Here is a 15,589-nt window from a genome sequence, read left to right on the forward strand (position 1 = left end):
GAAAATTTATATTTTGAAGTATTTTTAAAAGAAAAAAAGTAAAATTTAATATAAATCTTTGAACGGAATTATTAATTGTTTTCCAATAAGTATTTCATTTTCTAAATTTGAGATTGAAACACCTAATAATCTTACAGGTTTATCGCCCGTAAAACCTTCATGTAATAAATCTAAACAGATTTGATCGTAAAGTTTTTTATCTTTTATAGGAAAAGATGCCGATTTACTTTTTGTAGTTACAGTAAAATCATTGTATTTTATTTTTACAGTGATCGTTCTACCATAAATAGATTTTTTTACAGACCAATTCCAAACATCTTCCATTAACGGAAAAAGCGCAAGTTGTAATTCTTCTATTGATTCTAAATCTTGGTTAAATGTAGTTTCTGATCCAGAAGATTTTCGAACACGAGATGGATTTACTTCTCTATTGTCAATCGCTCTTACAATGTTGTAATAATATTGCCCAGATTTACCAAATTCTCTTCGTAATTTCTCTAACGAAAGTTCTTTCAATTCAGCGCCCGTATGTATGCCCATCATTTGCATGCGTTCGGCAGTCACTTTTCCAATTCCATGAAACTTTTTTATAGGCAGTTGCTCTATAAAATTTTTAGCCATTTTGGGCGTGATAATGTATAAACCATTTGGTTTGTTGTAATCAGATGCAATTTTTGCTAAAAATTTATTAAACGAAACGCCAGCCGAAGCAGTCAAATCTGTACGTTCTTTTATCTTTTGTTTAATTTCGTTAGCGATATCTGTTGCAATTTCTACGTTTTTATAATTATTTGTAACGTCTAAATAGGCTTCATCTAGTGATAAAGGCTCAACTAAATCGGTATATTCGTTAAAGATTTCTCTAATTTGATTTGAAACTTCTTTATAAACTTCAAAACGAGGTTTTACAAAAATTAATTGTGGACATTTTCGCTTTGCAATTACAGAAGACATTGCAGATCCTACGCCATATTTTCTGGCTTCGTAACTAGCTGTTGCAATAACACCTCTTTGCTCATTTCCACCTACAGCAATGCATTTTCCTCGTAATTCAGGAAAATCGCGTTGTTCTACAGATGCATAAAAAGCATCCATATCAATGTGAATAATTTTTCGGAGCATGCTACAAAATTACTTGCTTTATTTTAAATGATAAAGTTGAATAAAGCTTTTTAAATTTTTCTTATCAGCAACTATTGTCAAATAATCGCCCAATTCTATCGCAACATTTCGATCAGGATTATAAAGAATCGCTCCATCTCGCTCTATCGAAACCACAATTCCGCCCGAAGTATCTTTTACCCAACCAACCGATTTATGCTCTAAAACACAAAAATCTTGTGGCACAACAACTTTATCTAGTGTAATATTATCTGTGTTTTTTACTTGGTTATTTTCTGGTGGAGTTTCGCCAATAATCTGTAAATATTTCTCAAAACGCTGTATTTGCTCATCATTTCCGATAATTCCAATTTTATCAAAAGGATATAAAACAGATTCGGAATTTGGCATTTGTAGAATTCTATCGCCACGTTTGATGTAAGCAATATTGATGTGAAATTTTGTTCGCCAATCTAAATCGCCCAATTTAACACCAATAAAATTCGCATTTTGAGGAACAATCATATCCGAAATATGGGTGTTGTCCCAAGTATATTGAAATTTATCGTCTATTTTTTTCTGAGCTGCTTTTTGCGTTAAAATCTCACGTTCGTTGAGGTTATAAATAAATTTTTTCTGAATATAATTATAAAATTGATCAAAGTGTTTGGACAATAAATACATAAAAACAATTAGTCCAACTGCTAAAATAATTGAAGCTAATTTACTTGAAAAGAATTGATTGTAAATAAAAATAACTGCAGCTAAAACCAAAAGAATTCGGATAATAATAATACCTATAATTGGTGCACGATTATAATTTGATTCGTCCCAAAATTCTCGAATAATTTCTCGTTTTGGTCGATTTCCAATTATCGCCCAAATAAATGGAATACAGATGATTATGGTTAAAATGACGCAAACTAAACTTGATCCGAAATAACTAAACCAATCGGTAAGTAAAAATAGCAGCGTATTTTTTATGATTAATGTAACGGCAATAATGATAATTCCATTTACAAAAATAGTTGTTATGGTTTGTTTGATGATTTTATTCCATTTATTTTCATCTTGAATGTGTTGTGTATCTGATGAATATGTATCTATTCCTTTAACAAATTTTGCAGGTAATATTTTGACTAAAAAATTATAAACGGGTTCTGATGATTTGATTAAATATGGTGTTGTAAAAGTTGTAATTGCGGAAACACCAACTGCAACGGGGAAAAGAAAATCGCTAGTTACGCCTAAAGAAAGTCCTAAACCAGCAACAATAAAAGCAAATTCGCCAATTTGCGCCATACTCATTCCAACTTGCACAGATTGTTTTAGTGGTTGTCCAGAAATAATTGCGCCAATCGAAGTAAAAATTAATTTACCAAAAATAGTTACCAATGTGATGATTAAAATTGCCCATTTGTGTTCGTACATCGAAATTGGGTCAATCATCATTCCAATCGAAATAAAGAAAATTGTTGCAAAAAGATCTTTAACAGATTTAAAATTATGTTCGATTTTTTCTGCATAAACGGTTTCTGCTAAAATAGAACCCATTACAAAAGCGCCTAATTCGATAGAAAAACCTGCGCTATCTGCAATATAAACCATTGCTAAACATAATGCGATAGAGATAATTAGTAAGGTTTCGTCGTCCAAATATTTTTTGATTGAACGTAAAAACGATGGAATAATAAAAATTCCGCCAATAAACCAAACTGCTAAGAAAAAACCAAGTTTGATAAACGAATTTATCATTTCTCCACCATTAAACTGTTGACTAACAGCCATTGTAGAGAGCATCACCATTAATAAAATGACAACAATATCTTCTACAATTAAAATTCCGAAAACAACGTTCGCGAATTTTTTTCGTTTTAATCCTAATTCTTCAAAAGCTCTGATAATAATGGTTGTAGAGGAACTTGCGAGTAAACCACCTAAAAATATACTGTCCATTGTAGACCAATTCATTAATTGTCCAACAAAATAGCCGACAGTTACAATGCAGACAATTTCTACAATTGCGGTGATAGAGGCGGAGCCGCCAACATTGAGTAATTTTTTGAAACTAAACTCAAGACCAAGACTGAAAAGTAAAAAGATAACACCAATTTTTGCCCAAATTTCGACATTGTGTTCCTCTGTAACCGAAGGTATATAGTCGAAATGCGGTCCAACTAAAAAACCTGCGATAATATAACCTAAAACGAGAGGTTGATTGATGCGTTTAAAAATAAGTGTGGTTACTGCGCCTACACAAAGAATAAGTCCTAAATCAGTAATGAGTCTTGGCAAGTGATCTTCCATAAAAAGCTTTAATCTCTACTAATTTAGTGATTTTTAGGCGAAGAACTTGTAATAAGGTAATCGATTAATTTTATCTGATTATAGTTGTTTGTACAAATAGATTTTTTTTGTTATTTGGATGAAGAAAAAATCTGTTTCATCCAAATAACAAAGTATTTTTTATAAACTTATTTTGGCTAAATAAGAATCACCATCTGTTTTTATTTTTTTGCATGTTAATTGATGATAATCACATACATTTTTTAAAGTCTCAAAATCTAAGTACAACCAGTTAATTGTATCTTCAATTTCGCCTTTGTAATGAACCGTAAAATCTAATTCTCCATAATAGCTTCCAGTACTTGGTATCCATTTTCCGCCATCTTCATCTTCATCAAACATATAAATAATGTCGGTTCCATCAATCAAAACTTGACCATTTGGTACAAGTAATTTCTTTATTTTATCGATAAAAACATTGATTAAAACTAAATTCTGAAAAATACCTGTTCCATTCATTAAAAACAGAATTGTATCAAATTTTTCGTTTTCATCTAAATCAAGAAAATTTTGAACAGAAACATTTTTGATACCTCTCAATTTACAAGCTTCAACAGCATTTGCAGAAATATCGATTGCTTTTACATCAACTCCTTTTTCTTGTAAATAAAGCGCATGCGAACCTGCTCCACAACCAACATCCAACGTTTTTCCTTTAGTCAAATCTAATGCTTTTTGCTCTAAATTTGGCATTTCGTCATAATCACGAAACAAATAATCAATTGGCATCACATCCAATTCAGAAATTGACGTTTCTGTATATAAATCTTCGGGAGAATTATCGGTTTGATAATCTAATATTGCTTTTCCGAATAAATCTTTCATAAAATCGTTTTAATTAAAATTTTTTTGCTTCGCCAAAATAGCTGTAATAATTTGGGTTGCATGCACGCGCGAGTTTTCTATAAACCAAAGATTGGTCGACATTCCGCCACAAACCACGCCCGCCAAATATAAACCATCTACATTTGTTTCCATCGTTTCGGGATTATAAGTTGGTGTTTTTAGTGCATCATCGTTTATGATAATTCCAGATTTTTGTAGAAAATTAAAATTTGGATGATAACCAGTCAAAGCCAAAACAGTGTCATTTTCAATCGAAATTGTTTCGTTTGGTGTTTCAATTGTAACCGAGTTTTCTTCGATTTGTTTTACATTCGAATTGAAATAAGCAGTAATACTTCCTTCGCTAATTCTGTTCTCAATATCAGGTCGAACCCAGTATTTTAAACGATGTGTAAATTCGCTTCCACGAATTACCATTGTTACATTTGCACCTTTTCGGTAACATTCTAACGCTGCATCAACAGACGAATTATTTGCACCAACTACAACTACATTTTGAAAAGAATAAGGATGTGCTTCTTTATAATAATGATGAACTTTTGGTAAATCTTCGCCTTCAATATGCATTAAATTCGGAATATCATAAAAACCAGTTGCAATAACTATATTTTTTGAAGAATAAGTGTTTTTTGAGGTTTTAACGTCAAAATTAAGCACTTCTGTTTTATGAATATCAAGTACTTCTTCGTATAAATGTAAGTTGAAATTAAAATATTTATGAATATTTCGGTAATATTCTAACGCTTCTTGACGACCTGGTTTTGGTGAAATACAACTAAAAGGAATTTCACCGATTTCTAATCGTTCGGCAGTAGAAAAAAAAGTCATATACAACGGATAATTGTACAAACTATTGGTTAATGCGCCTTTTTCTATCAGTAAATAAGAAAGATTATTTCTTTTCGCTTCTATTGCACAAGCCAGTCCAATTGGTCCAGCGCCTACAATAATCAAATCATATTGTTCTTTCATGCAACAAATTTAAGAAGAATACTTGCAGAGAAGATTAACTTTTTTGTCAAAATTGTAGAAAAAAGTAAATCAAGTATTTGTATTAACAAAAAATATTAATACTTTTGTTTAACAAATTTGTTAAATATAGAATTCGATATCAAAATGAAAGATCAAACCGAAGAATTAATTAAAGAAACAGCCAAAAAAATGTTTTTTGCCGAAGGTAAATTTCATGCGACAACACAAGAAATTGCTGACGAAGCGAAGGTAAATAGGACTTTGATTAATTATTATTTTAGATCTAGAAATAACTTAATCAATATCATTTTTGATGAAGCAAAAATGGTTAGTCACGAAAAATCGCGTGCAATTTTTGATCGTGATAAAGATATAAAAGAGATGATTGCAGATTTTATTGATGACTCTTTAAATACCGCAATTCAATATCCGTATTTGGAAACTTATATCGTGACACAAATGAATCAGCGAGAAACTTGTATGCTTGAGCGTGATAACATGAAAGAAGTAACAAGCGCTTTTTTGATTCGTTTGGAAGAAGAAATGGAAAATGGTAGAATTGAGAAAATGGAACCAATTCAGTTTTTATTGAACATGATTTCTTTAATTAATTTTCCGTTGACAGTTCGTCCACTTATTCAACAAAATTTAGACATTAACGACAAAGAATATAAACGAATTCTTTCTGAAAGAAAAGAAATTATTCTTCATACACTTTTTAAATAATCAATAAATCTATGAAAAGATTTAAACTACTGCTTTCTGTTTTTTTTGTAGGAATTTTCTACATTTCGAAAGCGCAAGATGTTGTATCACTTAAAGATGCGGTAATTTTCGCATTAGAAAATAAAGCGGATGCAAAACGTGCGGATTTAGCTATAAAAAAAGCTGAATATAAAATAGATGAAGCAAAAGCTGGTGCTTTGCCACAAGTTAACGGAAATGTTGGTTTACAATATAATCCGATTATCCAAGAAACCGCTTTGACGATGAATGGAGAAACGATGGTGATTAAAATGGGACAACCATGGAACTCTAATATTGGCGTAAATGTGTACCAAGCTATTTTTGATCAACGCGTTTTTACAGGACTTAAAGCTGCAAAATCTACACGAGAATTCTATCAAATTAATGCAGATTTAACGGACGAACAAATTATAGAACGTGTTGCTACGGCTTATTATCAGGTTTTTGTGCAAGAAGAAAAGTTAAAAACTATTGATAAAAGTTTAGAGAATACAACAAAAGTTAAAAATGTAATCAAAAGTTTGGTTGACAATGGATTGGCAAAACCTATTGATTTGGATCGTGTTATTGTACAATTAAATAATATTTCGTCTAGTAGACAGCAGTTGGTAAATGCAGTGCAAATCACTAAAAATGCACTTAAATTTTACATGGGTTATCCAATAAAACAAGAAATTAATTTAGAAGAAGTTGCAATCGAACCTAATTTATTGATTTTAGAAGATGAGATAAATACTTCGACACGAACTGAATTTAAGGTTTTAGAAAAGCAAAAAGAATTATTAGGTTTTGCAAAAGAGGCTGAAAAAGCAAATTTATACCCAACCGTTGGTTTATCTGGAAATTACGGATTACAAGGATTTGGAGAAAAATTTGTAACATCTAAAAATTATACTTGGTCAGATTTAGCATCGATAGGATTAAGTGTAAAAGTTCCAATTTTTACGGGTGGATCTACAAAAGCAAAAATTAATCAAGCAGAAATTGATTTGTTGGATATTCAAGAACAAATGAATGACACAAAACTTGGTTTAGATTTAGAATATCAAAATGCGAAATCACAAATTGAAAATACTTTAAAAAGTGTTGATATTCAGCGAGAAAATGTGTTGTTAGCAGAAAAAGTATTGTCTAACACACAAAGTAATTATCAGCACGGTTTAGCAACTTTGACAGAAATTATTGATTCGGAGAATGCATTAACAGACGCGCGTAACAACTATTCGAACGCTTTGTTAGAATATAAAATAGCAGAAGTTGCTTTAATCAAAGCAAAAGGAGATTTAAAAACATTAATTCAATAATATAACCGATTTTAATATGAAATCAGTAAAAACTTTACTTTATATAGTGATCGCTGCCCTTTTAATTGGTGGTGCGGTTTATACCATCAAAAATAACAAAGCGAAACAAGAAGAAGAAGTCGCAATTGTTAATCAGTCAAACAACGAAGTTGCGGTAAATACAACGTTAGCAAAATATACGATTTTAAATTCGGATTATATCTCAAATGGAACTTTTGCGCCTTCGCAAGAATTAAGTTTTCCGTCGGAAATTTCGGGAAGAATTGTTCGTGTTTTGGTTGATGAAGGCGATTATGTAAGAGTTGGACAAACGGTTGCAACAATCAAAAAAGATGCAATTGAAGTTGATTTAACGCAAGCAAAAAATAATCTTCAAAATGCAATTATTGATAATCAACGTTACGAAAATGCGTTCAAAACGGGTGGAGTTACAAAACAGCAATTAGATAATTCTCGTTTGCAACTAAAAAATGCGCGCGCTGCGGTTGAAGCGCAAGGTTTACGTGTTAACGATACCAATGTAAAAGCAACAATTTCGGGCGTGATTAATAAACGTCACATCGAGCCAGGATCTGTTGTTGCACCAGGAACTCCTTTGTTTGATATTGTAAATGTATCTAAACTAAAATTACAAGTTACAGTTACAGAAAATGAAATTGTGAATTTGAGAGTTGGTCAAAATGTAAAAGTAACCGCGAGTGTTTTTCCAAATGATACATTTGTTGGTCGTATTTCTTTTATTGCGCCAAAAGCAGATGCTTCGCTTAATTTTCCTGTAGAAATAGAGGTTTCTAACAATGCTGGTTTAAAAGCAGGAATGTACGGATCTGCAATTTTCTCGACTTCGGATGATGTAGATGCAGGTAAAAATATGTTGGTTATTCCGGCAAGTGCTTTTGTAAACGGAATCAGTTCTAATCAAGTTTTTGTAGTCGAAAATAATACAGCAAAATTAACTAAAGTTGTTGTTGGTAAAACTGTCGGAACAAATGTAGAAGTGATTAGTGGACTAAAAGAAGGAACAGAAGTGGTAACGACAGGTCAAATTAATTTGACAAACGGAACTAAAGTTAAAGTTGTAAAGTAAGATTATTTCTATGAAAATAGCCGAAATATCAATTAAACGACCATCGATGGTTATCGTATTATTTACGATACTTATTTTGGGTGGATTGTTTAGTTATACGCAAATGGGATACGAATTAATCCCAAAATTTGAAACAAATGTAGTCACAATTTCTACTGTTTATCCAGGAGCTTCGCCAAATGAGGTAGAAAATTCTGTAACTAAAAAGATAGAAGATGCTGTAGCGGCATTAGAAAATGTAAAAAAAGTAGAATCTAAATCTTACGAAAGTTTATCGGTTGTAATGGTTACGCTAAATTCTGATGCAAATGCAGATTTAGCTTTAAATGATGCACAACGTAAGATAAACGCGATAGAAAAAGATTTGCCAGATGATGTAGATCCGCCATCTTTAACAAAATTCTCGTTAAGTGATTTACCAATTATTACGGCTGGTGTTACATCAAATTTATCTGAAAAAGAATTGTTTGATTTATTGGATAAAAAGATAGAACCCGTTTTGTCTCGTGTAACTGGAGTTGCGCAAATTAATTTGATTGGTGGGCAAGAGCGTGAAATTCAAGTTAGTTTAGATCCTGCAAAATTAAAAGGTTATGGTTTGTCTGTTCCTCAAGTTCAGCAAGCAATTTTAACTTCTAATTTAGATTTTCCAACGGGAAGTGTAAAAACGAGAGAAAGTTCGACGATTATTCGTTTATCAGGAAAATATAAAAATGTAGAAGAATTAAACAATTTAGTTATTTCATCAAACAACGGTATTCAAGTTCGTTTGTCCGAAGTAGCTTTTGTACAAGATTCTCAGAAAGAAGTAGAAAAAATAGCGCGTGTTAATCAAAGTTCAGCAATTATTGTGCAGGTTGTAAAACAATCTGATGCAAATGCGGTTGAAGTTTCAGAATTAATGCACGAAGCAATTAAGAAAGTACAAGAAGATTATAAAAAACAAGATTTAAAAATTCAGGTTGTTAATGATTCTTCTGACTTTACTTTGGCTGCAGCAGATCACGTAATTTTCGATTTAGTTTTGGCAGTTATTTTAGTAGCTGTTGTGATGTTGTTATTTTTACATAGTTTGCGTAATGCAGTTATTGTAATGGTCTCGATTCCGGCATCGTTAATCGCAACTTTTATCGGAATGTATTTAATGGGCTATACGTTAAACTTAATGTCATTACTTGGTTTATCGTTGGTTGTAGGTATTTTGGTAGATGATGCAATTGTGGTTTTAGAAAACATTTATCGCCACATGGAAATGGGTAAATCTAGAATTAGAGCATCATACGACGGAGCAAAAGAAATTGGATTTACCGTAACAGCAATTACATTAGTTATTGTAGTAGTGTTTTTACCAATTGCCATGAGTACTGGTTTAGTTGCAAATATCATCTCACAATTTTGTGTCGTAGTAGTTATTGCAACCTTATTGTCCTTATTGTCATCGTTTACAATTGTACCTTGGTTATCTTCTCGTTTCGGAAAATTAGAACATATTTCGGGAGATAATATTTTCGGTAAATTTATTCTTTGGTTCGAAAAACAATTAACAAAGTTCACACATTTCGTAACAGGAATGTTAGAATGGTGTTTAAAAACAACTGCAAGACGAGTAGGTGTTTTCTTCGGATTATTTATCTTTTTATTCGGAACAATTGGAGTTTTAGTTGTCGGAAAATATATTGGAGGAGAATTTTTTCCGAAAACAGATAAAGGAGAATTTTTAGTTCAGATGGAATTGCCGAAAGATGCAACAATAGAAGAATCTAACTTTGTAACTCAAAAAGCAGAGAAATTTTTACGCAGTAAAAAAGAAGTTGTAACAATGATTACGACTGTTGGTCAAAGTTCTCAAGGTTTTGGAGCTGCACAAGCAACAGCTTATAAATCTGAAATTGATGTAATTTTAGTTGATAAAGAAAAACGTGAAGACAATTCGTTTATTTATGCAGCAAAAATCAAACGCGAATTAGAGCAAGAGTTAGTTGGTGTAAAAGTAAAAACTGTTCCGGTTGGTTTAATTGGAGCAGAAGAAGCGCCAATTGCATTGGTTGTAACTGGTCCAAATTTAGAAAGTGCGATGAAATTTGCTGAAATTGCCAAAAGCGAATTAGAGCAAATTAAAGGTTCTTCGGAAGTTAAATTAACAACAGAAGCAGGTAATCCTGAAATTAATGTACAAGTAGATCGTGATAAAATGGCTGCTTTGGGCTTAAATCTTCAAACGGTTGGTTTAACAATGCAAACTGCTTTTTCAGGAAATACAGATGGTAAATTTCGCGCAGGCGAATACGAATATGATATTAATATTCAGTACAACGATTTTAGTCGATCTAATATTGATGATGTACGTAGCTTAATTTTTGTAAATCCGCAAGGACAACAAATTCGTTTAGATCAGTTTGCTTCGGTAACACAAAGTTCAGGTCCAAGTTTCTTAGAACGTCGTGATAAAACACCATCGGTTACCGTTCAGGCGCAAGCAGTAGGTAGAACTTCGGGAGATGTTGTTACAGAGTTTAAAGAGCGTTTAGCAAAAGTTGAAAATAAAAAACCAATAGGTGTTTCGTACATTTGGGGTGGAGATGAAGAAAATCAATCAGAAGGTTTTGGTACATTGGGTTATGCATTATTAGCGGCAATTATCTTAGTTTATTTGGTAATGGTTGCTTTGTACGACTCGTTTGTCTATCCATTTGTGGTATTATTCTCAATTCCATTATCGTTAATCGGAGTATTCTTGGTGTTAGCTTTAACAAATAATTCAATCAATGTATTTACAATCCTCGGAATGATTATGTTAATTGGTTTAGTATGTAAAAACGCCATTTTATTGGTCGATTTTACAAATCACAGAAAAGAAGCTGGCGAAACTACGCACAATGCATTAATACAAGCCAATCACGCACGTCTTCGTCCAATTTTGATGACGACAATTGCGATGGTATTTGGTATGATTCCGATTGCAATTGCAAAAGGAGCTGGAGCAGAGATGAACAACGGTTTAGCTTGGGTAATTATAGGTGGTTTAGTGTCGTCATTATTCCTAACATTAATTATTGTACCAGTTGTATATTCGCTTTTAGATAGTTTAATGAGACGTTTATCTAAAGGAGAAAAAGTAGATTATGAAGCAGAAATGATTGCAGATTATGAAGCGCGTCAAATAAAAGAAGAATGGGAAGAATAATCCATTTTATTTAGATATTTATTTTAAAAGTCGTTTAGTTTTTTAGCTAAACGACTTTTGTTATATTTGAATGATATATTTAAAATATTTTTTATGATAAGAAAATTTACATTTTTATTTTACTGCCTTTTTTCAATATTTTTATCCGCTCAAAATTATAATCTTGAGTTAATTAATCCTAAACCTACAGATGAAACAATTTTAGACATCTCTTTTAGAGATTATAATTTAGGATTTTTAATAACTGAAAATAATATTTTTAAATCAAATGACAAAGGTGAAAGCTGGGATTTTGATAAATCCGTATCTTATGGAAAACAATTAAATTGTAAAGAAAAAGAATGTTTATCAATTGAATATTCCAAAATCAATAAATACGATTCAATTACTCAAAGTTGGAAAACTACATACCAAGAAAATGGTGCCGATTTTTTATCTTTATCTCTTGTAAATGACTCTATTTATTATGTTGCTTCAAAGTCAAAATTATATAAAACAATTGATGGAGGAAATAAATGGACAAGTAAAGTCATTAATTTTAATGTTAATAATATATTTTTTACAGATGAAGTAAAAGGTTTCTTTACAACAAGCAATGGTTTAATTGGAATGACGTTGAATTCTGGCTTAACATGGGAAGTTGTCTTTGATCGTTCTAATATTGTACCCTCTGATTTTCATTCGATTTATTTTATTAATGATAAAATAGGATTAGCAACTTTAGGACATGGTGATTTTTTAAGAACAACAAATGGTGGTTTGAGCTGGAAAAAAATTAATGATGGTTACAAAGCAAATAAATTCTTTTTTGTAAATGATAAAGAAGGTTTTTTTACGTATGATTATGGAAAATTATATTTTACAGAAGACGCAGGTTTGACATGGGTAAGAAGAGATTTACATGAATCTTATTATGCAGGAACAAATTTAAAAGGTCTTTATTTTATAAATAAAAACGAAGGTTTTATAGGTGGTCTTTTTGGACGATTTTATAAAACTATAGATAACGGAATAACGTCTAAACAATATGGTATAACTTATAATGATGTAAAAAGTTTTTATTCTGTAAATAATAAACTATATCTAACAACCAATAAAGAAATATTTAAATCACAAGATGAAACTAGAACTTGGGAAAAAATAAATTCAGCAACAGAATTCGGTAATAGAAAAATACAATTTATTGATGATAATACAGCATTAGGAATTTTTTATAGAGACTCGAACAATAATTCTGCCGATTTTTTTAAAACTTATAATGGTGGGAAAACGTGGAATCTTATTAAATATACATCTATAGTAGATTTTAAATTATTTGATGCCAAATTTGGAGTATTAAGAGATAGTGATGCATCAGTTCATTATACTGTTGATGGTGGAAATAGTTATCAACCATCAAATGAAAAGTATCTTACAAATTTTCAGAAAATAGGGAATACTGTATTTTCAAATACATTTAATTTATCTTCTCCAAAAATATATACATCTTTAAATAATGGAAAAACGTGGGAAAATATTTATACATTTCCAGAAGGTGAGATTTATGACATGAAATTCATTTCAGAAAATCAAGGATATGTAGTAGGCAGATATGACTCAAATTTCAAAACTACTGATGGAGGAAAAACTTGGACAAAAATGAATTTGCCTTATGAATGGTATAAACATGTTAATTTTTTTAATAATATAGGTCTTATAATTGATGAAGACGGATTGTTTTATTTAACAAAGGACGGAGGGCAAACATGGCAATTTATTTTAAGTAAATACGGTTTGACGAATTCTTACTTTGATAGTGAAAATATTTATTTGACAGGATCTTATGGAAAAGTTTATAAGTTTTCTATGGATGAATTAACTGTAAATGATTTAGAAATTAATCAAAACTATAATTTTAAGATTTTTCCAAATCCAACTAAAGATAAGTTGAATATTAAATTAATAAGTAAATTAACTTTTTCAAAAGTAGAAATATATAATCTTATAGGAGAAAGAGTTTTAGAATCAAATAAAGAAGCTTTAAATATAAGTAATTTACCAAAAGGCGTTTATGTTTTAAAATTATACACGAAAGAAGGAAAAATATTAACAAAAAAAATCATTAAAGAATAATCCATTTTATTTAGATATTTATTTTAAAAGTCGTTTAGTTTTTTAGCTAAACGACTTTTTTGTGATTTAACTATTTTTAGTGAGATAATTTTGAAATGAAAACTATATTTTTGAGCATTATTAATCAATGAAAAAGTACAATGAAAAAGATGATTTTTTTAGTTTTAGCCTTTGCTATGACAACGCTTTCTGCACAAACAATTACAAATACATTAAAAGGAACTTTTAAAACAAAAGCGAAAGACGAATTATATAATCCGTTAGTTTTTGATGGAAAAGGAAAAGTAACAATTAGCGAATTTCAAGAAATTGGTTACGATTTCTTTGAGAGAAATGATTCTGTCGTTGTGTTTGTCGATAAAACATATTTTGTTTTTAAGAAAGAGAAAAATCAATTAAAAGGAATTTCAGATTGGGTTGATAAAAAAATGTATAAATCTGATTTAAAATCATTGGATAATTCGTCTCAAACAGATTCAAAATTAGCACAAAGAGCAAAATGGTTAGCACAATATTTTGATTTAAACTTTAAAGACAATGCATCGATTTTATTTGATTCGGAAGATGAAGCTTCTTTAAATTCAAAATTGAAAGCAAACGAACTAGCAAATCAAAAACTTTGCGACGAAGGTTTTGATTTGAGTTGTAAAATTGTATTTGCATATAAATTTTCAGAACAATCGGGAGGTATTTTCGAAACATTGAATAATGGAGATAATATAAAGCTGAAACCAAATAAAGAGTTAGAAAAACTTGCACAACGCGTAATCGATTTAGGAAATCCAGATGGATATGGATTATTTTATTCGTATTACTATTTCACAGGAGAACAAGAAAAAGCAGACAATTTTTTAGAAAAAGGTTTAGAATTAGGTTCGCCTTATTGCGCAGAATTATCGTTAAACATTGCTTTAAGCGAACTTGAGAATAATATGGAAGAAGATGCGGAAGTAACAGAAGAAGAGTAATTTTTTTTTTTTGGTACAATGCTTGACATTGTTTTCTAAAATAAATACGATGAAAAAAACAATCTTATATAGTACTATCATCTTTGGATTTTTTGCATTTGCAAGCTGTTCAACATCAAAACAAAATACAGGCACAAAATTGCAAGAAAAAATTATTCACATCTCGGGAACAGTTTCCGAATTAGAAAGTGGTAAAGATGGATATATGGCGATGATAAAAACCGATAATAACGAAAATTATAAAGCTACAATTAGCATTATTAATCTTCAAAAATCAGGATCAACATATAAAACACTTAAAATAGGAGACAACATTTCAGTTTCTGGACCAACTTGGCATGATGCGGATGGTAATAAATATATAAAAGTAGAGAAACTAGATTAAACTAAGTACAAAATAAACTCATATTATTTTTGAATACTCAACCCCGAGCGATTAATCGCTCGGGGTTCTTTTATATATAAAGAACAAAAAAAACCTTTGTCATTCCGAGCATGTTGAAGAATCTCTCACTAATAATTTTCATATTCATTATATAGAATAAATTACTTTTTGTCATCCTGAACTCGTTTCAGGAACACATCCTATATAATAGAACACAAAATCTCCTTTGTCATTCCGAGCTTGTCGAGGAATCTCAAATATTAATATATCTTTTATATATAGAATAATTATTCTTTTTGTCATCCTGAACTCGTTTCAGGATGACATCATTTATATAATAGTCTCACTTTTCCCTCCAATTTACCACCCCAAACGCCCAAAACTCCATCCAAACTAACATCCTCTAAACTTTTTTAAAAAAATATTTTGTTTTGGTTCAGTGAGTTAAGGATTAAATGTAAAATAATTGTAAAAAGTGTTTGGTAAAATGAGAAAAGGGTGCGTATATTTGCAATCCCAATACGAAAGACGAGTAGT

At 30.6% G+C, this 15,589-nt stretch carries 11 protein-coding genes; 7 read left to right on the forward strand and 4 right to left on the reverse strand.

The features are described from left to right. Window positions 1-45: 45 nt before the first annotated feature. From dinB to BM072_RS14065, 4 genes are all read right to left on the reverse strand, one after another. Window positions 46-1,122, reverse strand: a complete 1,077-nt coding sequence (gene dinB, locus BM072_RS14050; RefSeq protein WP_092909857.1) for a DNA polymerase IV — start codon at window positions 1,120-1,122, stop codon at window positions 46-48. Between the two features lie 18 nt (window positions 1,123-1,140). Continuing rightward, window positions 1,141-3,408 (reverse strand): cation:proton antiporter, encoded by a 2,268-nt coding sequence (locus tag BM072_RS14055; protein WP_092909858.1) that lies wholly within the window; start codon window positions 3,406-3,408, stop codon window positions 1,141-1,143. A gap of 159 nt (window positions 3,409-3,567) precedes the next feature. Further along, window positions 3,568-4,272, reverse strand: coding sequence for a class I SAM-dependent methyltransferase (locus BM072_RS14060; RefSeq protein ID WP_092909861.1), 705 nt, complete (start codon window positions 4,270-4,272; stop codon window positions 3,568-3,570). A gap of 9 nt (window positions 4,273-4,281) precedes the next feature. Next, window positions 4,282-5,265 carry a YpdA family putative bacillithiol disulfide reductase gene (locus tag BM072_RS14065; RefSeq protein ID WP_092909863.1) on the reverse strand — a complete coding sequence of 328 codons (984 nt, stop codon included), beginning with the start codon at window positions 5,263-5,265 and terminating at the stop codon, window positions 4,282-4,284. A gap of 144 nt (window positions 5,266-5,409) precedes the next feature. Between BM072_RS14065 and BM072_RS14070 the strand changes: the two genes are divergently transcribed. The 7 genes from BM072_RS14070 to BM072_RS14100 all read left to right on the forward strand — a co-directional run bounded on the left by BM072_RS14070 (window position 5,410) and on the right by BM072_RS14100 (window position 15,052). Continuing rightward, window positions 5,410-5,991 (forward strand): TetR/AcrR family transcriptional regulator, encoded by a 582-nt coding sequence (locus tag BM072_RS14070; RefSeq protein WP_092909866.1) that lies wholly within the window; start codon window positions 5,410-5,412, stop codon window positions 5,989-5,991. 11 nt (window positions 5,992-6,002) lie between these two features. Continuing rightward, window positions 6,003-7,316 carry a TolC family protein gene (locus tag BM072_RS14075; protein WP_092909869.1) on the forward strand — a complete coding sequence of 438 codons (1,314 nt, stop codon included), beginning with the start codon at window positions 6,003-6,005 and terminating at the stop codon, window positions 7,314-7,316. A 16-nt stretch (window positions 7,317-7,332) separates the two neighbouring features. Continuing rightward, complete coding sequence (locus BM072_RS14080) at window positions 7,333-8,403, forward strand: efflux RND transporter periplasmic adaptor subunit (protein ID WP_092909872.1); 1,071 nt, start codon at window positions 7,333-7,335, stop codon at window positions 8,401-8,403. A 10-nt stretch (window positions 8,404-8,413) separates the two neighbouring features. Next, window positions 8,414-11,587, forward strand: coding sequence for an efflux RND transporter permease subunit (locus BM072_RS14085; protein ID WP_092909876.1), 3,174 nt, complete (start codon window positions 8,414-8,416; stop codon window positions 11,585-11,587). A gap of 93 nt (window positions 11,588-11,680) precedes the next feature. After that, the gene (locus BM072_RS14090) at window positions 11,681-13,699 is read left to right on the forward strand and encodes a T9SS type A sorting domain-containing protein (protein ID WP_092909881.1); all 2,019 of its coding nucleotides are present in this window, start codon (window positions 11,681-11,683) and stop codon (window positions 13,697-13,699) included. Between the two features lie 140 nt (window positions 13,700-13,839). Further along, window positions 13,840-14,667, forward strand: coding sequence for a hypothetical protein (locus BM072_RS14095; protein WP_092909884.1), 828 nt, complete (start codon window positions 13,840-13,842; stop codon window positions 14,665-14,667). 49 nt (window positions 14,668-14,716) lie between these two features. After that, window positions 14,717-15,052, forward strand: a complete 336-nt coding sequence (locus BM072_RS14100) for a hypothetical protein (protein ID WP_092909888.1) — start codon at window positions 14,717-14,719, stop codon at window positions 15,050-15,052. Window positions 15,053-15,589 lie beyond the last annotated feature (537 nt).

This window comes from Algoriella xinjiangensis, from assembly GCF_900115015.1.
Lineage (GTDB): Bacteria > Bacteroidota > Bacteroidia > Flavobacteriales > Weeksellaceae > Empedobacter > Empedobacter xinjiangensis.

Bases quoted from the DNA above. Each gene is read 5' to 3' on its own strand.
- dinB (WP_092909857.1), bottom strand. From the start codon at position 1,122: ATGCTCCGAAAAATTATTCACATTGATATGGATGCTTTTTATGCATCT.
- BM072_RS14055 (WP_092909858.1), bottom strand. From the start codon at position 3,408: ATGGAAGATCACTTGCCAAGACTCATTACTGATTTAGGACTTATTCTT.
- BM072_RS14060 (WP_092909861.1), bottom strand. From the start codon at position 4,272: ATGAAAGATTTATTCGGAAAAGCAATATTAGATTATCAAACCGATAAT.
- BM072_RS14065 (WP_092909863.1), bottom strand. From the start codon at position 5,265: ATGAAAGAACAATATGATTTGATTATTGTAGGCGCTGGACCAATTGGA.
- BM072_RS14070 (WP_092909866.1), top strand. From the start codon at position 5,410: ATGAAAGATCAAACCGAAGAATTAATTAAAGAAACAGCCAAAAAAATG.
- BM072_RS14075 (WP_092909869.1), top strand. From the start codon at position 6,003: ATGAAAAGATTTAAACTACTGCTTTCTGTTTTTTTTGTAGGAATTTTC.
- BM072_RS14080 (WP_092909872.1), top strand. From the start codon at position 7,333: ATGAAATCAGTAAAAACTTTACTTTATATAGTGATCGCTGCCCTTTTA.
- BM072_RS14085 (WP_092909876.1), top strand. From the start codon at position 8,414: ATGAAAATAGCCGAAATATCAATTAAACGACCATCGATGGTTATCGTA.
- BM072_RS14090 (WP_092909881.1), top strand. From the start codon at position 11,681: ATGATAAGAAAATTTACATTTTTATTTTACTGCCTTTTTTCAATATTT.
- BM072_RS14095 (WP_092909884.1), top strand. From the start codon at position 13,840: ATGAAAAAGATGATTTTTTTAGTTTTAGCCTTTGCTATGACAACGCTT.
- BM072_RS14100 (WP_092909888.1), top strand. From the start codon at position 14,717: ATGAAAAAAACAATCTTATATAGTACTATCATCTTTGGATTTTTTGCA.